Raw genomic sequence first — 20,423 nt, 5'->3', positions numbered from 1 at the left:
TTTCACACCTACAATCCTAACTCCTCTAAAAATTTTTCCATGTCTAATTCAACTTTTTGAATTTTTTGTTTTACAATTTTTATCTCTTCTCTATTTCTTTCTAAATTAATTAATTCTTCTGTTTCAAAAGTATCCACGTATCTTGGGATATTTAAATTAAATTCATTTTCCTTTATTTCTTCGTAAGATGCTACATATGAATATTTATCCTCATTTATTTTGTTTTCGTATGTTTCAATAACTTTTTGTAAATCCAATTCTCGCAATTGATTTTGATTTTTTCCTTTATCAAAGTTCCCTTCACTAGAAGCATCGATAAACATCACATCTTTAGTAGAACGATTCTTTTTAAAAACTAAAATACATGCTGGAATACCTGTCCCAAAAAATAATTTCTCTGGTAACCCAATTACTGTATCCAACAAATTCAGCTCAATAATCTGTTTACGAATCTTGCCTTCAGCTGAACCTCTAAACAGCACTCCATGTGGTAAAATCGTCGCCATTCGTCCATTTTCAGCCAATGAATAGAGCATATGCTGAACAAAGGCAAAGTCACCTTTCGAACTTGGTGCAACACCCCATTCAAAACGTCGATGTGGATCAAGGCTTGCATCCATTTTGAACTTACTGTCGCTTGTTCCTTCTCCAGCAAAGCCCATTGCCCATTTATCAAGTGAGAATGGAGGATTTGCCACAATCGCTTGGAACTTCATTAACTTGCCGTCTTCTAAGTGAAGGGGATTCGCCAATGTATCTCCCCATTCAATTTTCGCATCGTCTATTCCGTGCAAATACATGTTCATTAAAGCTAAAGAATGTGTCGCTCCATTCCGCTCCTGTCCATAAATTGCAACTTTCTTATTTGGCACTTGATTAGCTACACGGATCAGAAGTGAACCCGATCCACAAGTCGGGTCATAGATACGATCATTCTCCTGTGGCTTTACAAGACGTGCCAGAAGCTCAGAAGCCATGGAAGGTGTATAGAACTCTCCACCCTTTTTCCCAGCGTCAGAAGCAAAGCGTTCAATCATATATTGGTAGGCATCACCAATCACATCTTCACTACCTACAACAGATGGTTTCAATGTGAGCTTATTGAAATCTTCAAGCAGTGAACGAAGCATCGAATTTCGTTCTTTTGCTTTCCCAAGAATTGATTCACTATTGAAATCAATATTGCGGAATACGCCTCGGAGTTTACCAGTGTTCTCATTTTCCAAATGCTCCAATGCTTTATTGATGATCTCGCCGATTTCAGCATCATTTCGTTTACTGTATAGATAATCAAATGTAGATAGTTGATCCATGACAAAACGTTCTCTAGAAAGCGCACGTTGAATACGTTGCTCATCACCGTTATAACGCTCTTTGTATTCTTCAAGATGCTCTTTATATGCATCACTAAGATACTTAATGAAAAGCATCGTCAATATGTAGTCTTTATATGTACTTGAATCAATTTTCCCTCTAAAGGTATCCGCGGCTTCCCACAATACCCTGTTGATTTGATCTTTTGTTACTTTTTCACTCATAATATACTCTCCTACCTTATCTAATGATGTTTCTATTGTAACAATATCACATTGACTGTGGGCAATTTCCGCTCAAATTTTGTAAAAATATACATCACTTTGACCAATTGAAACAAAACAAAAAGCCCTCATGATGAGAGCTTTATCTTTTTCATTATTTTCAGTTTTTCCTGCTCTACTTTGATTGCAGGCTCAACAATTTTTAGTACACGTTGTAATCGATCACTGATCACATCTACTTTCTGACGAAATGGTAAATTTCTAGGGACTGGAAAAGTAACCACTAATTCTTCCACCAGTATCTCCTTATCTGTGAATTCTATTTTTAGCTTTTCTTTGATTTCAAGGAATAACCTTTCATGCTTGAAAGTAACCAACCTGAATTTCAAGAAAGCTAGATACCTCATGTTCTCCATACTGATCACGTATTCAAAGCCACTTAGCCCTCCACCAAACTGCAACTGTCTATTATCCAAGTTAGATTTAGATCGATGGATATTGCGAAAGTAAGGTAGTTCTTTTTTTAAGTGTCTCAGCAGATATTCATTAGAAGCCCGAACCCCCATTATGTCACTCTGAACTTCAGCTATAAACTCACCTTTATACCCTTTTGGAATCAATGAAATCTTATTAGTAACTTTTAGTTCTGGTAAAGGAATATCTGTGGCAATCATTTTTCTCCATCGCTCATAGGATGACTCATTTTCCAACGCAGATAAGAAAGGTGTATATTCTACAGGATACTCCACTAAATACAAGTCGATAGGTTTCAAAATGCTGAAATGCATCATGGTGTGTAATTCCTGGATGATTTCCTTTGAGTGAGCTGAAGCCACCCAAATGATAATACCCTCATCAACCATATCAATAATCTTCTTCACCTGATCAATGTGTAGCTGATCCGCTTTATTCAGCTGAGTTTCTATATAAACGGGTAATTTAGAACGTTTATTATATCCATGCAAGTCTATATAACGTCCCCATTTATACATTTCCTGCTCTAGGTGTTCATACTTCCTTTTAATCAATTTTGAGACAATCTCAGGATAAGTCATCAAAATTGTATTTAAAATATGTTCTTTACTAGAACCATATAAGCTCATATCCTCACCTCCTCTCATCTGTGATGACCAACTCCTTTTATGGTTGAGCCTTTCCAGGTTGAGCGATATTAATAATTTCATGTAACAGCTTAATCATGTCTCCTAGCTTTAGAAGATCATTGTATTTGCATGAAACATCCATCTCGTTAACAATTACAGAAATAATCTTTGCCATAATTTCATTCACTTCTATTGGTAGATTTCTCTTACCTTTTATACTGTATTCATTCTTTAATAACAGCATTTCAATAGGTACTGCATTATCTTTTTTTCGATCAGCGACCGCAAAAAGATCATGTAAGTCAATATCCAGCACCTCTGCCAATTCCATCACGATAGCAATAGACGGATTTCTTTTTTCATACTTCTCCAGTCGGTGTAAGTAACTAGGATTCACATCTAATTTTTCTCCAAGTTCCTTAAGTGTGAGACCTTTCTGTTTACGTTTCTCCTTAATTAACAACGCAAATTGGGTGGAAATAACCCTCTCGCTCTTGTTAATAGGTAGCGCCTGTTTTTTACTTGATTTGCGTCCTCGATTTGTCATAAATGATCCTCTCCTTTTTAATTTTTTCCTTCGAATCTGTCACGATGACTCCTGGTTGTTCTTAAAGCTGATATATTATACTGACTACAGCCTGCTTTTATCACCTCTTATCATTGTCTTTCAACAATCTTTTTATAAATATTGTTTCAATATTAACAAACATACGTTCCTCTAACATAATCTTGCATAAAGAAAATTTATAACTTTTTTTGCATTTAGACATAAACCTTAAAAGCATTGATATTATTGCGTTTATTAGACATTTTGCTAATTATAATCAGATTAATTTTTTTCAATTTCGATATAGTTTTATGTTTTAGACATTAAGTGAGACCAGTATATTTGTGAGCAACAAATATAGCTGATCTCATTGGTGTTATATAGACAACTTCATTGAGGTGACTTTTAGTTCAGTATATCTTCTTAAATTTTTATAAGTGTTTGACACACAATTTTTTAAACCAATTAAAAAGATCGAGTAAAGCGTCATTTATACGCTACTCGATCTTTTCTACGTTATTCATGCAATATTCTTTATTGTGTACCGTCATCCAAGTTACCTGTTTATACTTTCGAGTTTTACAACACATAATTTTAATTTTATGTACGCTTTCTAATAAAGTGAACGCTTTCAGTGTGCCTTATCAGGTATAGACGTTCACTTTATCGCTTACATCCTTAAGTAAAAAAATCAATCAAAGCATTCTTTCAAACCATTATCACGATGAATTCCTTGCCGTTCTTTTCTTACGCATCTGAACAATAAAAATAAATTTTACGGGCAAAGGATTAATGGGGATTCAGGTTGAAGAATATAAGAAAAATCATGTCTAAGTAAAGTTAGCTTTAACTAATGCTTTCTTTATTAACGCCAAAAAACTCAATTCCACAATATATTATGGTACAAGCCCATTTTCTTTTCCCATTCCTATCAATACCTTAAATTGCTCGTAGTTATAATATTAGGATATGAAAACGTTTATCCGTCTATTGATCTAAACAATTATTATTTATTGTGAATTCTATTTAGATCGGCCTCTAATCGCTTATTTTTTTCTTTATATTCTTCTAGTTCATTTAAAATTTTCGTAACATCATCTACAACTCCTTCCATTGTGTCGAGTCTATCCTTTCTGTTATCTAAACTTATTTTAATTACCGTCAATCCGATTGTTATAAAGGCTATTGCAGGACCAGCTATTTCTAAAAGTTGAACATCGATATTAATAATAAGATATGGTCCTCCTATAAGCATGATTGTTCCTATAAATAAACTGACATACCACAAAAACCTATATAACCTTACCCACTTAAGTCTATCCTTTCCCAAAGCTCTTTTTGCATCCCAATCCTCGCAATAATACTTAAAAAAATCACTTAGAATATAAAACATACCAGAAAGAGAAAAACTTACTAAGGCTATTGACGTTAGTTCTACAACTTCTAGTAAGTATCCAATTCCTAATAATAAAAAAGCAATTCCTATAAACCTAATCAGAACACTGTTGTTTTCTATTTGTTCAACTAAGTGAATGTTTCTTGATAGCTTATTCAAAAATTTATTATATAAACTTTTCTTCAATATTTTTACTCCTAACACTTTTTATAGTGCGCAAATAAATTCATTATAATCTTGACTTCTTTGAACGGAATTATTTATTGAAATGAATAACGAGTCCCTTGCCACTCTATAAATGAAATTAAATTAAGCAAATCATATCACATAAATGGTATAAATAAACTAAATAAAATAAATATTAGCATCTAAAATATTATCTTTTCTGTTACTAGTATACTATTCAATATTATGAATCAAGCGTGAACCAAGCCAACTTAGAACATTATCTAAAGAGAAGTTTTGATAATTCTTCTTTATAAATTTAGGAGGTTTCTATTATCGGATCTAAACCATATGAAGAATTGGACGATTATAATGATTTTTTTAAGGACAATTTCAAATTAGCTTTAGATGAGTCTATGAATGATGAGAGAAATAAGGAGATTCTATATCTAAGGTTTGGATTGTTAGACGGTGAGTTTTATACCCTCCAAGAAATAGGAGTAATTTATAATGTCACAAGAGAAAGAATTCGCCAAATTATTAATAGTGCGATAAAGAAAATAAGGTATCATTCTAACAGAGGGTTTGTAAGTTGTAGGTATTTTATAAACAGTATTTATGACTGGGTAGCAATCGGAAGCGAAAAAGAACTATTGAATATTGCTCTTTTAATTATAAGATTAAATAATTTCCCGAAAACATTAATCACTAATCTTTTATGCAAGTTGTGTTTACAAAGCAGAGGTGATAGCAACACAAATGAGAAGATTGTTTCGAATTATGTAGTTACTATACAGAAAAGTTTACTGGAGTCAGCATTTGAGAAGAGGCGACAAAAAGAACAGTACGAAAAAATTTTTAATCAGGTTATTTGGCATGAATATCGTATGAAGTTTCTACCTTCTGAATTAGACAGTATTTTACCAAAAAGAACAGTAAATCATAGCTCCACACATTACTCGGGTTCTTTTTATAGCGCTAAAAATAACAAGGAGATAGAATACGAGTCATTACTAGAATATAATTTCTGCATGTACCTTGAAGAAGTAGATAAAGTGATTGCTTACGTTCATCAACCTGTCAAAATAAATTATAGATTTGAAAATGGTGACCATGTTTACTATCCAGATTTTTTAGTGGTACTAGAAGACGGCAGTGCTGTGTTAGTAGAAATTAAAGGGCGCAATAGGATGGCATTATTCAAAAATTTAATAAAGTTTAATGCTTTACATCGCTATTGTGAATTTAAAGGTTTAGGTTATTTAATCATAGAAAAGAATCAGTCTTTCTTAGATTATGTTAATCGCAGGTTAGATCCTCAAAAAGAAACGAGTTTTTTGAATCAGATCCAACAAAAAGATATGGACTGGTATAGCTACAATAAAATTAGAGTTGAACTTGGTATAACCACAGACGAATTTATTTCTCTTATTGTCAAAAATAATTTGAAGTGGACTTTGTCTCCATTTTTAATTTCAAAGAATAATCCTGTCAGTTGGAATTTCGCAGAAAAACAATCCTAAATGTTGTATTGAACAGGGAGCGTCTCACACAAAGTCGCTCCCTTACTTTCTTTTGAAAATGCTCAAATGCTCCTCTACAAACTTATAACTAAAGTTTCTATAAAGTCGTTAGAGTCTAATAATTCCACCCTCTGTACTTGACCCCATTTTTCAACTTTAATCGGCTGATCAAAGGATTTTAATATTTCTATTCTCCGAAAGTGTCTATATAGTTTGCGACTATTGTCAAATTCATAATCACTTATAATTCTTCCGATAAGTTGCATGTTAAATTGTGTTGTTTGTCCAACCCCGATGATTACATAGTCACCTTTTTTCATCCACTTACAAAACTGATCAAACCTTCTAACGAGTCTAGGATTATCAAGAATTGAAGTTAGTTGCGTCTTGTCATAAGTAGTGAATTCATTATCAACATTCTGTTCATCAATGCCGATCTCCGAGTTGTTTTGAAATTCATTAGCCCACTCTTTATAAGTTTTCATTGCCCAGTATTTAGTCAATTGAATCCTCTCCTTCAACTTAGAATTTGCATGCCTCTTATTTATTTAAGTGTCTTAAAAGCTCCTTAGTTGCCTCTAATCTAACAGTTTCATCTTCAGCATGATTCATTAAATGACTTAACACTTCCACAGCATTTTTTAACAAAGGATCATTTTCATCTATCTTCTTATTAGCAGTTCCAAAGTCTAGATGCTGTGCTGAAATATGTTGTTCGAGTGCTGATTCTTCTAATTTCCCCTTGAACTTACTGATTGTACGAATATTTTTTAACAACGATTGTAATGGCGCATTTAATTCCTCAAATGGAACTTGCCCTAACCACTCTACCGAACGTGTGTGTGACATAAATTCAGGCTCATATTCTTTTTTCCACTTGTACTCTCCTACCTTACCGATGTGGACAATTTCTTGCTCCCGTATTAATACAATATCGCCAACCTTCATTGTATGAATGAAGCTATTTACCAATCCTAGATTTGTTAACAAAGACTGCCCTGAATACCCTAGATCAGATAAAATTGTACGAATACCTTCTTTCGTTACCCCAGTCAGGTCTCCCGTCTCACTCCAACCAATTGCAATTTCATTCTTTTTCAAAAAGTGATCAATGCGCTGAATGTTATGAGGCTTACTTCTCAACATAAAAATATTCAATTAAATCCACCCTTTCTAATTAGTAGGTAACTAAGTTGTAACTAATTAGATAATATAATGACCTTCATGATCTGTCAACAAATAATTTTCTTCTTTAAATCATCATCGGTCTTTTCCTTTCCCCTACTATGTCTCCACGCAAAAAACCCTTACAAAACCCCCACCTCCTCCAAACCCTTACCACACCTAGCCTCAACCCACCTTTGCGCATCAGGTTGATGGAATGAAGTTTTACAGAAAAAACGCCGATTTCTAACGAAATGAATGAAAAAACGTCCGAGAAAAGATGCCGAAAATGTAATGAAGTTTTACAGAGGGAACAGGGTAAAGGATCGGATAAAGATTAGGGTTAAGGTAGATCTTTCAGTGAGGGAACGGGACATTTTCAGGGAGAAGAGAAGCTGGCTTTCACTCATGCTTTTCTTCTCTCTTTTCCTTCATGCTTGTTGATACGGCGGTCTTTCTCATGCTTTCTCCTCTCTTTTTCCCTCCTGCTTTTTCTCTCCTGCTGTTCATTTGTTGACGCAAAAAAAGACCGAACAGCGTACCAGATGGTACGTGTTCAGTCCTCTTTTTTCATGCTATTTCATGCCCTGTTTCGCTCGTTTTTTCCTCACGTTCTGTAAGACTTTATTCCATTTGGTAAGAGTTTATTACGTTTGGTAAAAGTTTTTTGCGTGGGGACACTTAGCTCATCAGGATTTTTATAATTATTCTACAGTAACACTCTTCGCAAGGTTACGTGGCTTATCAACATCACAATCTCTATGAAGCGCTGCATAGTAAGCAATCAGCTGCGTAGGCACGACTGACACCAGTGGTGCAAGCAGTTCGTGTACGTGTGGGATTACGTAGCTGTCACCTTGTTCTTCCAGGCCTTTCATTGAGATGATGCATGGGTTGGCGCCGCGGGCTGCTACTTCTTTGACGTTTCCGCGGATGCTCAGGTTGACGTTTTCCTGTGTTGCAAGGGCAACGACTGGTGTGCCGTCTTCAATTAGTGCGATTGTTCCGTGCTTGAGCTCGCCGCCTGCGAAGCCTTCAGCCTGGATGTAAGAGATTTCTTTCAGTTTAAGCGCAGCTTCCTGAACGACATGGTAATCCATTGAGCGTCCGATGAAGAATGCGTTGCGCGTTGTGCTTAGGAAGTCGCGTGCGATTTGTTCGAATGCTTCTTTGTCGTCTGTCAGTGTCTGGATTGCGTTAGCAACGATACCCATTTCCTGAACAAGGTCGAATTTCATGTCGAAGCCTTTTGCTTTACCTGCAGCTTCAGCTAGGATTGCTAGGACTGCGATCTGTGCAGTGTACGCTTTTGTTGATGCTACTGCGATCTCTGGTCCTGCATGCAGCAGAAGTGTGTGGTTTGCTTCACGTGAAAGTGTTGAACCAGCTACGTTTGTTAGTGTCAGTGCAGGGTGTCCAAGTTCTTTGACGTGTACAAGTACGGCACGGCTGTCTGCTGTTTCACCACTTTGAGAGATAAAGATGAATAATGGCTTTTCAGATAGTAACGGCGTGTTGTATACGAACTCACTCGCTACGTGTACTTCAGTCGGGATTTTCGCTGTTTTTTCAAGGTACTCTTTCCCTACAAGTCCTGCATGGTAGCTTGTTCCGCAGGCAATGATATAGATGCGGTCAGCTGCGTTTACAGCATCAAGTGTGTCTTTTTCAATTGAAAGCTCGCCTTCTTCATTCTGGTAAGCCTGAATGATTTTACGCATAACTGCCGGCTGCTCGTCGATTTCTTTCAGCATGTAGTGAGGGTACGTACCCTTTTCGATGTCGCTTGCATCGATTTCTGCTTTGTAAGAATCACGCGCAACAGTTTCGCCATCAAGCGTTTTAATTGTTGTGCTCTCTTTAGTTACGATAACCATTTCTTTGTCCATTAGTTCAACATACTCATCAGTTACCTGAAGCATAGCCATTGCATCAGACGCAACAACGTTGAAGTCTTCTCCAAGACCAACTAACAGTGGGCTCTTGTTTTTCGCAACAAAGATTGTGTCTTCGTTCTGGTTATCTAAAAGCGCGATTGCATATGAACCTTTCAGTTCTTTTAGTGCTTTTGCAAATGCAGCTTCTGTTTCAAGGCCTTCTTTGACAAACTTTTCGATCAGCTGAACGATGATTTCTGTATCTGTTTCAGATACTAGCTCAACGTCTGCAAGGTGCTCACGCTTCAGTTGTGCATAGTTCTCGATGACACCATTGTGTACAAGCGTAAAACGGCTTGTTGTACTCTGGTGAGGGTGTGCGTTCACCTGGCTTGGTTCACCGTGTGTTGCCCAGCGCGTATGGCCGATTCCGATGTTTGCGCTCACGCTGTCGTCCACGATTGCACGAAGGTCTGCGATGCGTCCTTTTTCTTTGAATACTGATACGCCGTCGTCATTTTTCACTGCGATTCCAGCAGAGTCATAACCGCGATATTCAAGTTTTTCAAGACCTTTCAGCAAGATTTCCTTCGTATCATTAGATCCAATATATCCTACAATTCCACACATAATTAGTTTCCTCCTGTGATGATAAGGAGGGCATGACCGTATAAGAGGACGGACGTGCCCTCTTTATCTCTCTATTAGTTTTTAAGTTTTAACTTTATTAAATGGGACTTGTGATTTCCGCTCCAGGGGAACGCTTTCCGCGGCCGGGCGGCGAGCCAGCAGGCTTCGCCATTGCCTCACCTGTCCCTTCCTGTGAGCCGTCCCCTTCCGCTACGATCACCAGCTGTGCAATCTCTTTGATTGTAGATTTAATAAAGTTTAGTTTTTTAGGGTGTTGCATTCCTGTTTTCTTTGTCCACTGAGTCGCCTCTGTGATTTCAAAAAACAGGTTTTCGGCTGTGCAATCATCAGCCGGAAGGCATCCGCCGAACACTCGATGCTCCTTCTCCTCGTCAACTGCCACGTCTCACGGGCAGTCCTGGCGCTTTTTGATCCTGTTGGTCTACCTTACAACCCTCTCTTTCTCTTCTTGAATAAAAGTGCGACTTTTCCTGTATACCCTATTTTGGGAAAATTACACTTACCTTATCATACGTTATGAATGAAAATTACGTCAATTAAATTTTCTATGACGCACAAAGAATAGTATACCACGTTCATTTGTTACGTTGGTTACAAGAAATTTTCATTTTCGCGAATCAGCTTCATTTGGAACATTTTTATTGCCAGGACCTTTAAAATTATTGAGCAATGAAAAAGAAAGTGAGCATATGTTAGAAAATACGTCATCACTGCAAAGTTGCTGCTTATTCAGTTGAGGAAGTAAGAATACGCGTATGGATTCAGCTGCATAATGATGTGACAGCAAATGAAGTATTGCATTATTCCTTTACCGCCTGCCCACTCACTCTTGTACATCCTCGTAAGCCCCGCCAAGCCCACATAAAAAGGAGAAATACAACTGCACGATCACAGTGTATCTCTCCTTTATTAAAAGAATCTATATTAAGCTTTAACGCCCATTTCATTCTCAACCACTTCTGCAATGCGATTTACATACTCTTCGCAAAGCTCTTTTGTCGGTGCTTCTGCCATCACGCGGACAAGCGGCTCAGTGCCTGATGGACGTACGAGAATGCGGCCGTTGCCATCCATCTCTTTTTCCACCTGCTCAATAATCGCTTTTACTTCAGCGTTATCCGTTACACCATGCTTATCGCTTACGCGGATATTCACAAGCTTCTGCGGGAAGATCTCCATTTCAGCAGCAAGCTCAGAAAGCTTCTTGCCAGTCAGCTTCATAATATTCACAAGCTGAAGACCTGTTAGCAAGCCGTCACCTGTTGTGTTGTAATCAAGGAAGATAATGTGTCCTGACTGCTCACCACCAAGTGTGTAGCTGCCTTTTCTCATTTCTTCTACTACATAACGGTCACCAACTGCTGTCTGGATACTTAAGATTCCTGACTCTTCAAGGCCCTTATGGAAGCCGAGGTTACTCATGACAGTTGATACGACTGTATTCTGCTTCAGACGTGATTCGCTCTTCAGGTGCTTGGCACAGATGAACATAATCTGATCTCCGTCTACAATCTGTCCGTTTTCATCTACTGCGATGATACGGTCGCCATCTCCATCAAATGCAAGGCCGACGTCTGCACCTTTTTCTTTTACAAAATCAGCAAGTGCTTCGGGGTGTGTTGACCCTACACCTTCATTGATGTTCAAACCGTTTGGTGATGCACCCATTGTTGAAAGGTCTGCATCAAGGTCTGCAAAGAGGTGTGTAGCAAGCGCTGACGTTGCACCGTGTGCGCAGTCGAGTGCGACATGAATATCGCTGAAGTCTTCATCAGCAGATTGCTTCAGATACTGAAGGTACTTCTGTCCGCCTTCAAAATAATCTGTCACAACACCAAGGTTTTCTCCTGTTGGACGAGGTGTTGTATCTGTCTCAGCATCAATTAATGCTTCGATTTCATTCTCCTGCTCGTCAGTCAGTTTAAAACCGTCCGGACCAAAGAACTTGATTCCGTTATCCGGCACCGGATTGTGTGAAGCTGAGATCATGACGCCAGCCTGTGCGCCCATTGCCTTTGTCAGAAATGCCACACCAGGTGTTGAAATGACACCAAGACGCATAACTTCTGCACCGATTGATAGAAGACCTGCGACTAGCGCACCTTCTAACATATGACCTGAAATTCTTGTATCACGTCCAATTAACACTTTCGGGCGTGTTGTTTCTTTTGTCAGCACGTAGCCTCCGAAGCGTCCAAGCTTAAATGCCATTTCCGGCGTAAGCTCAGCGTTTGCTACTCCACGGACTCCGTCTGTTCCAAAATATTTACCCATGATAAACATCGCTCCTTCTTATAAACGGCCCCTCCCAGGGCTTATGCAGCTGCCAGTGAAAATGTAATACTGGACTGCGATAAAATATATGTCACATTGGAAGGTCCCTCGATCTGGACTTCCATCTCATGTTCGCCTTCATCTAAACCTTCCGCATCTACAAACAGTGAAACGTCGTCTTCTGACAACTCTTCAAGCGCTTCCGGTTCTCCGGTCACGCGTAAGTTAAGCTCCCCGCTGGCAGGACTTAGGTACATTGCCTGCAGTTCATCGCCTATATTGCGCATTTCAACAGGAAGAGCCGACAATGTCAGCTCCTCTGTTGAATTATTATTATCATTTGATGCTGTATCATCAGCAGGTTCTTCATCTTCCTCAGGTGCTGGTGTCTCAGCTGTACCTTCACTTTCTTCTGCCGCAGCGCCCTCATCTTCTGCTGATTCAGCAAGAGAGATCACACCTGCTACTGTTTCACTTGATAACTCTGTGATCCCTTCCGGAACCGGAATTGGCACTTCTACCCGTGAACCATCGCTGGATACACCCGAAAGATCAAATGGTACTTCAATTTCACTGATATTGTCAATCACAGTCGTTGGACCGTAAATGGTCACTGTCTCATTTGCGAGTGCAATTGACTCAAGCTCAAGTCCTTCAGCAAGTGTTCCTGAAGGTGTTGCAACAAGTGTTACTTCCTTGCTTGGCTGCGTTACGCTGATGTTCAGGTTAACCGTCTGAGGCTCCACTGTAACTGGTAGCTTATCCAGACTTGCATTTAACACCTGAACCGTAGACTCAATGGTCTGTTCATCTTCTACCTGTCCATCTATGTCAACAGATGCTCTGACATAACGGATTGATTCAATGACGTTCCTAGCACCCGTAACCTGAACCGTTGCAGGATCCGACTGAATTTCTTCAAGCTCAAAACCATCAGGAATGATGGACTGATTAAATTCAGCATCCACTGCAAATTCCTCCGTCACGCGTTCATCAATCGTAACATTGGCAACTTCAGGAGAAATTGTCACAGTCAGCTGAGAGGAGAAACCTTCAGCCTGCAACTGAACTTCATGTGTACCAAGATCCAGGTCTGCAAGATTAATAAATACACGGAAATCCCTCACCGCATTGGTTCTGGTGACAACCTGAGTAGGACCCGTGATTGTAACGTCAACCGTGTTTGGCACACCGGTTACAACAAGATCCTCTTCGTTATACATCGTATCGACAGGCACACTCTCAATCACTTCTACATCACTTTGTGAGCCTGCAAATGTGTTGGTGCCTTCTTCTTCTGTATTGACTGTGATAAACATCAGTACAGCCACCAGTAAAGCAAACCCTCTCAGGAACCAGCGGCTTTCAAGGAATTTATCCATTATTCTTCTTCCCCCTCCAGTTCCATCGTGCTGAAGAGTCTGCTGTTTCTTTTTCACCGAACCATTCACGGCGGATGATCTTACTGAATTCATCCAGCTCCAGATCACGCTGAAGCTCTCCGTTGGTTGTGACAGAGATCGCACCTGTCTCTTCTGAAACCACGACTGTAATACTGTCGGTTACTTCACTGACACCAAGCGCTGCCCGGTGACGTGTACCAAGCTCTTTGGAAATAAACGGACTTTCAGACAGCGGCAGATAACAGGCAGCCGCTGCAATGCGATTTTTCTGGATAATCACCGCTCCATCATGAAGAGGTGTATTAGGAATAAATAAGTTAATTAACAGTTCGGAAGTAAGATTTGAATCCATCGGGATACCTGTTTCAATATAGTCTCCCATCCCTGTCTCACGTTCAAATGTGATCAAGGCACCGATTCTACGCTTTGCCATATAGCTGACAGACTTTGTCACAGCTTCAACTAAGCGGTTACGTTCCTCTTCTTCCTGGAGGTTACCTCTGGCAAATAATTTCCCCCGTCCCAGCTGCTCAAGTGCACGACGCAGCTCAGGCTGGAAAATGATCATAATGCCCAGAACCCCCCAGAGCATTACCTGCTCCATAATCCACGCCAGTGTATTGAAACCTAACAGCTCACTGACAACGCGGACAACAACAATTACAAAAATTCCTTTTAACAGCTGTACAGCTTTTGTCCCTCTGATCACCGTGATCAGCTTATATAAAACAAACCACACGAGGAGTATGTCAATTGCATGAACAGCAAGGTCTAACACCGTTAAATCTGAAAACTGGTCGGCAAACGGCATGTGACTTCCTCCAATTATCTATTTAAAAAATCTTTTTCAACCCAACAAATTTAAACCACATCATTATAACACAATCACACTGCCGAAGTCTTATATTGATTAACTGAAACAAGAACTTAAAGCTTGTTACAAGGCATACAAATAAGGCAAAATTTCATCATTATTTAAAACTGCACACGCTCTCCCACTTTCTTTGGCCAGATAAAGACGCGAGTCGGCAAGTGCAACCACCTCTTCAACCCCTGCACCTTCGTCGCCTGTAGCATGTCCAAAACTCAGGCTTAACTGCCAGTCTTTCTGTTTGATCTCGACTTGCTCAATTTCATTTCTCAACTCATATAAAAAGTCCTCGACATTAAAATCTTTCCCGGGAAATAAAAAGACAAATTCCTCGCCGCCATAACGATAAGCAGTGCCGTTATGAGCATACGTTACTCTTTTTAAAACCGGACCGATTGAAGCAAGTACCTGGTCTCCAAATAAATGACCATATTGATCATTCGCCACTTTAAAAAAGTCGATATCTCCAATTAAAAGGTGAAACGGTTCATTCGTCTGATCTAGCGCTTTCATTTGTTCCTTAAAAAAACGGACATTATAAAGCCCTGTCAGATAATCCAGCTTCAATTCATTTCCGAGTGATGCTGCCTGAGTAAAATATCTGCGTTCCCTTATCACCAGTACCGCACTGAACGTACTCATCACAACAAGTACAAAGGTCTGCACCACCCCGGTTACTACTGCTTCCTCCGTGTAGCCGGTTGAATAATATGGCGCTGACCATAGACCGACAATCAACGCGGTCGTCATCCAAATAGCCCCCCGCTCTTTCCAGTGCACCATCGCATGCATCAAAATGACATACATGATTGGAAGGAAATCACTCTGAATCCCTCCTGTGATCGCAACCAGCCAGATAAAAGCCCCATAATCAATCCACACACCACTTCTGAAGAGCAGAGGGAAATACGTCTGCTTCTTTTCATTTACATGAAGCTGCCACTGCGCCACAACAGTAAACGTAAAGAACAACGTAATCAAAACATAAAAAGACTCCCCTTCATAACCGATCCTCTCATGTAAGAAAGGAATCAGATAGGTGACCAGGACAGCAATCAAAAAGATCCATCTCAAATACGAGAAGATCTGCTCTGTTTTCATCGCTTTCAACCCGCCAAAACCTCCTTATTTTACATAAATTTTATTTTTATCCATATAAAAGATTAATTTTACCTATTTATTGTTTATTACCTAGCTTTCTAACCATTAGATCAACCTTATTCCTATGATATAAGAATTCTCGAAATAATAATAGAATTTTCTGTCATTAAATATAAGAATCTTTCTATTTTGTTCGCTAACAGAAAACTAAATACAGTTTTATTTACTATTTAACTGATCTTTTTATTAAAAAAGTACTCCTTTAACGAACATTCAAAAATTCCGCTGCAGATTGAACGCAAAAAAAATTGCGCCGGCAATGTCTCTGCCGGCGCAATGCTTATTCTTCAGAATCCTGACCAATACCTCCGAGCTCTTTTGCTGCTGACTTAATCGAGTACCACAGCCACTCAAATGCTTGATCAATTTCTTCGATTTCACCAGTAACATCGCCCGCACCAGCCATATACTGGTCTCCATTGACGATCGTTACATTCCCCTCTACCGTTCCTTCAATGCGAAGGTCACCGTTGCGTACTGTCAGGTCACCCTGAACCGTTTTCCCTTCAGGAACCACAACTGTATTCCCTTCAACAACGACCTGCTCACTTTGTGTAAAAGAAAGCTCTTCTCCGCCATTCCAGTTAGTAAATAAACTTCCGCCCATTAGCAAAAAGAACACAGCAGCCGCGGCCATTAGCGGATGGCGGTGGAACCAGCGCTCAACTCCCGCCTTTTTCTTTTCTTTCGGCAGCTTCGCCATTACATTCTGTGTAAAATCAGACGGTGCTTTTATATGTGAAGTGCTTTGAACAAGCGCAACTGTCTTTTTCAATTCATGAAAATGAGTTTTGCACGCTTCACAAGACTGAAGGTGCGCCTTTAACTCCTTTTCGTTTTCTTGTGAAATCTCTTCATCTAAATAATCATGCATTAAAAGCACGATTTGTTCAGGACAAGTGTTCACTTTACTCACCCTCTCCTATATTGATCTTAATTGCTTTCGGAGCGCTTCTCTGCCTCTGTGAATTCTCGTTTTGACTGTCCCGATTGGCAGCTCAAGAATTTCACTGATCTCTTTCAAAGAAAGCTCCTCTATATATTTTAATACGATAACAGAACGATATTTGTCGGGTAATCTGGAAATTTCTTTTTGAATTGATTCCTGTAATTCCATCGACTCAACTTCCTCTTCAGGAAGTGGACCGTCTGTTTCAACCTTAGAATACATCGTCAGGCCATCTGTACCGGAAACTTCTGCATCAAGATAATAGTCCGGTTTCTTCTTTCTGATCCGGTCAATACACAGGTTCGTTGCAATACGGAACAGCCACGTCGAGAATTTCCGGTCAATATCAAACGTGTGAATGTTCGTGTACGCCCTGATAAATGCTTCCTGTGCGATATCTTCTGCTTCATGACGGTTCCCGAGCATCCTGAAGCACACGTGGTACACTCTGTCTTTAAAGAGTTCCACGATCTCACCGAACGCATCCTGATCTCCCTTCCGCACCTGCTGTATTCGCTTTTTCACTATGGATTCCATTATTCTATACCTCCGCTCCATGCGGCTCTAACCTATTTACGTAAGAGTTGCGCAAAAGGTTTCACGCTTTTTTATTTTTATTTTGAGATTTTTTATGTAAAGGAATTTTGTCGAAATTGATTATAAACACGCATTTCTATTGTACTACTTTTTATAGTACAGTGTCATCCAGTTATTGCAAAAATGTTAGAAATTATTGGAATAGCGGGTGGGGGTATTTGGGATGGCGAGTGTTGTTTGGTGGACGTGATGGTGGCGGGGGGTTCGTAGAAAGATGGGTGTTGTTCGGAGAATCGTAGGTTGTGTTCTTAGAAGAGCAGATGATGTTCTTAGAAAAATATGGTCTGTTCGGAGAAAAAACATCTTTATTCGTAGAAAGGTGTAAATATACCTACATTCATTTCATTGAAAAACCGCCAATGACTGATACTCCGACGCTTGGCGCGTCATTTGGAGGGGTGCTTGGTTATGTGGTTCAGGAGATTATGTGTGTCGTTCCGGAAATTACAAAGCTTATTCAGGACATTACGGCGGCCTTTCCGGAAATTTTGCCGGTCGTTCCGGAAATCATGTCATTAGACCTGCATCCATACCAAGAAAAAACCGCCTGCAGCACTCCCCACAGACGGCCCACATAATTATAGAAGCTTCTCGCCAAACAGTGATCCTGCCAGCGCAACAGCAACCGTAGCTGTCTTATTCTTTTCATCCAGAATTGGATTGACTTCTACAAATTCAGCTGACGTCAGGATATCAGCTTCTGCAAGCATCTCCATTGCAAGATGACTCTCACGATAGCTAATTCCTCCGATAACTGGCGTGCCGACGCCAGGCGCATCATTTGGATCGAGTCCGTCAAGGTCTAGCGACAGATGAACACCGTCTGTACGGTCCTTCAGATACTCAATCGACTCTTCCATCACCTTTGTCATACCCATGCGGTCCACTTCATGCATCGTGTACACGCGGATTCCTTTTTCCTTGATCAGTTCTCTTTCACCCGCATCCAATGAACGTGCACCGATAATCACAATGTTCTCAGGCTTCACTTTCGGCGTGTAGTCATGGATGTTCACAAGATCCTCATGACCAATCCCAAGACTCACTGCTAGCGGCATCCCGTGAATATTCCCTGATGGTGACGTATCACCTGTATTTAAATCACCGTGTGCATCATACCAGATCACACCAAGGTTCTCATAGCTGCTGCTGATACCTGCTAGCGAGCCGATGGCAATACTATGGTCTCCACCTAAAATCAGCGGGAAGTCGCCATCTGTTTTTACCTTTTTTACCTGATCCGCAAGCGCCGTGCTACCTTTTACTACAGCATCAAGGTTTCTCAGGTTTGTATCTGCCGTATGTACGCGCTCAGGCTGATCAATCTGAATGTCGCCAAGATCCGTCACAGTATGACCGATCGCCTCTAAGCGCTCAAGCAAGCCGGCATAACGGATGGCACTTGGTCCCATATCTACTCCACGGCGCATCTGCCCTAAATCCATTGGCACACCGATCACTGAAATGTTCTTCTTCTGCATCTCTTTATACCCCCTGAAATTTGTCTCACCTCGTTATTGTAACGCTTACATTTCAAGTGGTTCAACTGTGCAGGATAATGTATGAATATGCATAGGGGCAGTACGTAAAGGTAAGGGGGTAGGAATCACAGAAAAGGCGATGGAATTAATCCCCTACGTCACTGCTCACCACTAAAAAAAGCCCTCCCCGTCCATCACAGAACGAAAAGAGCTCTCCATCAAACTTATTTAACCACCATCACCGGCGCATCAATGTGCTTCACAAGCTTATGACTCACACTGCCAAGCACCATCGTCTGGAACTTGTTGCGCCCACGGCTGCCGACAAGCACCAGGTCATAGTCATTACTGTTGGCGTGATCAATTAATACTTCCTCAGGGTCACCATGCTTAATCAGCAGATTTGCTTTAATCCCTTCTGCTTCCACCAAGTTTACACTTTCCTTAAACTTCTTCTCCCGTTTATAGCTTGCTGTATCAGAATCACCGTAATGAAGGACATCAGATTTAGAAGTCTCCCCGTCCACCACATACATGAGATCAATCACAGCCTCTTCATCTTTAGCGGCAATGTCAATCGCTTTTAATAAAGCTCTTTTTGCATACTCTGAACCATCTGTAGCAACTAGAAGTTTTTTCATTTAAATAGACTCCTTTCATAACAAATCAGTAAACTAAGCTTCTTTCCTGCACACAGCAATACCCATCTGATAATTCATACCCTCTCTTAAAGGCTCAACCAGCACACCGGACTGATAATAAAAGTCCTTTTGTACATATGAATATTGGTCAAACAACGCTCTGAATTCTCTCCTGGTAATCTGATGAATATGAAACGGTTCTGAAGAAGGCTTTCCTCTTCCTTCACCAAATGGCGTCGACAACACCAATATGCCACCAGGCTTCAGCATTCGAAATAGATTGTCCAGAAACACTTCTTCCTCAGCAATATGTTCATAGGTTTCAAAAGAAAGGATACAATCAAACTGACCAAGCTTTTCAGGTAGTGATGGATCAACTGCATCATGACATTCATACGAGATCATCGGATGATGGTATCTTCCCCGGGCATACGTCAGTACCTCTTCAGAAACGTCCACAGCGACCATCTTGCTGATCTTACGTTTTGACTGTCTTGTTGCCATCACACTGCCGTACCCTGAACCGCATGCCAGATCCAGCACTCTTCCTTTCACATAAGGAAATGCAAATTGATATCTTGCCATATGCTCAAGCAGCATCATGTTAGAAGGCTTCATTTCATCCGGAATAATTCTTTCCCCGGTATCTTTTAGTTTCAAACCCTGTTCACGCCTCTCATTATAAGCCATCTCTCTCGCAACAGTATAACATGTCAGAAACCCCTTCTACTCTGACCAAATAAAAAAAGCTTCCCAGCGATGTTGTCATCGCTGAGAAGCTTTGTGAGTGAGCCATGAAGGACTCGAACCTTCGACCCTCTGATTAAAAGTCAGATGCTCTACCAACTGAGCTAATGGCTCGTATGGCTGGGCTAGCTGGATTCGAACCAACGCATGACGGAGTCAAAGTCCGTTGCCTTACCGCTTGGCTATAGCCCAACGCTTAGAGGTAATATACCCGAAAAAAACGAAAAGACACCTCAAAAGCATGTCCTTTTTTAAAAAAATGGTGGAGGGGGGCAGATTCGAACTGCCGAACCCGAAGGAGCGGATTTACAGTCCGCCGCGTTTAGCCACTTCGC

Annotated in this window: 19 protein-coding genes and 2 tRNA genes; 2 read left to right on the top strand and 19 right to left on the bottom strand. The window is 40.2% G+C overall.

What is annotated here, in order from left to right; all coding sequences use genetic code 11:
• Nucleotides 1–8: 8 nt before the first annotated feature.
• The 4 genes from ACH6CZ_RS10935 to ACH6CZ_RS10920 form a co-directional block, all read right to left on the bottom strand.
• The gene (locus ACH6CZ_RS10935; protein ID WP_374097483.1) at nt 9–1,538 is read right to left on the bottom strand and encodes a type I restriction-modification system subunit M; all 1,530 of its coding nucleotides are present in this window, start codon (nt 1,536–1,538) and stop codon (nt 9–11) included.
• Between the two features lie 128 nt (nt 1,539–1,666).
• The gene (locus ACH6CZ_RS10930) at nt 1,667–2,641 is read right to left on the bottom strand and encodes a hypothetical protein (protein WP_374097482.1); all 975 of its coding nucleotides are present in this window, start codon (nt 2,639–2,641) and stop codon (nt 1,667–1,669) included.
• A gap of 37 nt (nt 2,642–2,678) precedes the next feature.
• A complete protein-coding gene (locus ACH6CZ_RS10925; RefSeq protein WP_374097481.1) occupies nt 2,679–3,188 on the bottom strand; it encodes a helix-turn-helix domain-containing protein in 510 nt (169 codons plus the stop codon).
• A gap of 1,006 nt (nt 3,189–4,194) precedes the next feature.
• A complete protein-coding gene (locus tag ACH6CZ_RS10920; protein ID WP_374097480.1) occupies nt 4,195–4,770 on the bottom strand; it encodes a hypothetical protein in 576 nt (191 codons plus the stop codon).
• Between the two features lie 395 nt (nt 4,771–5,165).
• On the opposite strand from ACH6CZ_RS10920, the gene ACH6CZ_RS10915 reads away from it, so the two are divergent.
• Complete coding sequence (locus ACH6CZ_RS10915; RefSeq protein ID WP_374097479.1) at nt 5,166–6,272, top strand: sigma factor-like helix-turn-helix DNA-binding protein; 1,107 nt, start codon at nt 5,166–5,168, stop codon at nt 6,270–6,272.
• A 74-nt stretch (nt 6,273–6,346) separates the two neighbouring features.
• Here ACH6CZ_RS10915 and ACH6CZ_RS10910 read toward each other — a convergent pair whose 3' ends face one another.
• The 10 genes from ACH6CZ_RS10910 to sigW all read right to left on the bottom strand — a co-directional run bounded on the left by ACH6CZ_RS10910 (nt 6,347) and on the right by sigW (nt 17,159).
• Nucleotides 6,347–6,775 carry a hypothetical protein gene (locus tag ACH6CZ_RS10910; protein WP_374097478.1) on the bottom strand — a complete coding sequence of 143 codons (429 nt, stop codon included), beginning with the start codon at nt 6,773–6,775 and terminating at the stop codon, nt 6,347–6,349.
• A 37-nt stretch (nt 6,776–6,812) separates the two neighbouring features.
• Nucleotides 6,813–7,430, bottom strand: coding sequence for a hypothetical protein (locus tag ACH6CZ_RS10905; RefSeq protein ID WP_374097477.1), 618 nt, complete (start codon nt 7,428–7,430; stop codon nt 6,813–6,815).
• Between the two features lie 710 nt (nt 7,431–8,140).
• On the bottom strand, nt 8,141–9,943 hold the full coding sequence (gene glmS, locus ACH6CZ_RS10900) for a glutamine--fructose-6-phosphate transaminase (isomerizing) (protein WP_374097476.1): 1,803 nt from the start codon (nt 9,941–9,943) through the stop codon (nt 8,141–8,143).
• Nucleotides 9,944–10,040: 97 nt separating this feature from the next.
• Nucleotides 10,041–10,346 carry a hypothetical protein gene (locus ACH6CZ_RS10895; RefSeq protein WP_374097475.1) on the bottom strand — a complete coding sequence of 102 codons (306 nt, stop codon included), beginning with the start codon at nt 10,344–10,346 and terminating at the stop codon, nt 10,041–10,043.
• A gap of 542 nt (nt 10,347–10,888) precedes the next feature.
• Complete coding sequence (glmM, locus tag ACH6CZ_RS10890) at nt 10,889–12,238, bottom strand: phosphoglucosamine mutase (RefSeq protein ID WP_374097474.1); 1,350 nt, start codon at nt 12,236–12,238, stop codon at nt 10,889–10,891.
• 41 nt (nt 12,239–12,279) lie between these two features.
• Nucleotides 12,280–13,620: a CdaR family protein gene (locus ACH6CZ_RS10885; protein ID WP_374097473.1), complete on the bottom strand. Its 1,341-nt coding sequence runs from the start codon at nt 13,618–13,620 to the stop codon at nt 12,280–12,282.
• A complete protein-coding gene (cdaA, locus tag ACH6CZ_RS10880) occupies nt 13,613–14,452 on the bottom strand; it encodes a diadenylate cyclase CdaA (RefSeq protein WP_374097472.1) in 840 nt (279 codons plus the stop codon). The genes ACH6CZ_RS10885 and cdaA overlap by 8 nt, the downstream gene beginning before the upstream one ends.
• 126 nt (nt 14,453–14,578) lie before the next feature.
• Entirely contained in the window at nt 14,579–15,613 is a 1,035-nt protein-coding gene (locus ACH6CZ_RS10875) for a GGDEF domain-containing protein (protein ID WP_374097798.1), read from the bottom strand.
• Between the two features lie 340 nt (nt 15,614–15,953).
• A complete protein-coding gene (locus ACH6CZ_RS10870; protein ID WP_374097797.1) occupies nt 15,954–16,580 on the bottom strand; it encodes a zf-HC2 domain-containing protein in 627 nt (208 codons plus the stop codon).
• Nucleotides 16,581–16,595: 15 nt separating this feature from the next.
• On the bottom strand, nt 16,596–17,159 hold the full coding sequence (sigW, locus tag ACH6CZ_RS10865) for an RNA polymerase sigma factor SigW (RefSeq protein WP_374097471.1): 564 nt from the start codon (nt 17,157–17,159) through the stop codon (nt 16,596–16,598).
• 302 nt (nt 17,160–17,461) lie between these two features.
• Between sigW and ACH6CZ_RS10860 the strand changes: the two genes are divergently transcribed.
• Nucleotides 17,462–17,797, top strand: coding sequence for a hypothetical protein (locus tag ACH6CZ_RS10860; protein WP_374097470.1), 336 nt, complete (start codon nt 17,462–17,464; stop codon nt 17,795–17,797).
• Here the strand turns inward: ACH6CZ_RS10860 and rocF are convergent, their stop codons facing one another.
• From rocF to ACH6CZ_RS10835, 5 genes are all read right to left on the bottom strand, one after another.
• Nucleotides 17,798–18,700: an arginase gene (gene rocF / locus ACH6CZ_RS10855; RefSeq protein ID WP_374097469.1), complete on the bottom strand. Its 903-nt coding sequence runs from the start codon at nt 18,698–18,700 to the stop codon at nt 17,798–17,800.
• A 224-nt stretch (nt 18,701–18,924) separates the two neighbouring features.
• Complete coding sequence (locus ACH6CZ_RS10850) at nt 18,925–19,341, bottom strand: universal stress protein (protein ID WP_374097468.1); 417 nt, start codon at nt 19,339–19,341, stop codon at nt 18,925–18,927.
• A gap of 33 nt (nt 19,342–19,374) precedes the next feature.
• On the bottom strand, nt 19,375–20,001 hold the full coding sequence (locus tag ACH6CZ_RS10845; RefSeq protein ID WP_374097467.1) for a class I SAM-dependent methyltransferase: 627 nt from the start codon (nt 19,999–20,001) through the stop codon (nt 19,375–19,377).
• A gap of 128 nt (nt 20,002–20,129) precedes the next feature.
• A tRNA-Lys gene (locus ACH6CZ_RS10840) sits at nt 20,130–20,202 on the bottom strand.
• A gap of 3 nt (nt 20,203–20,205) precedes the next feature.
• Nucleotides 20,206–20,280: transfer RNA gene (locus tag ACH6CZ_RS10835), tRNA-Gln, on the bottom strand.
• Nucleotides 20,281–20,423: the final 143 nt, after the last annotated feature.

The organism is Jeotgalibacillus sp. JSM ZJ347, assembly GCF_044383825.1.
Taxonomy (GTDB): domain Bacteria; phylum Bacillota; class Bacilli; order Bacillales; family Jeotgalibacillaceae; genus Jeotgalibacillus.
The sequence above is the reverse complement of the archived record's forward strand: the minus strand, read 5'-3'. Positions and strand labels throughout refer to the sequence as shown.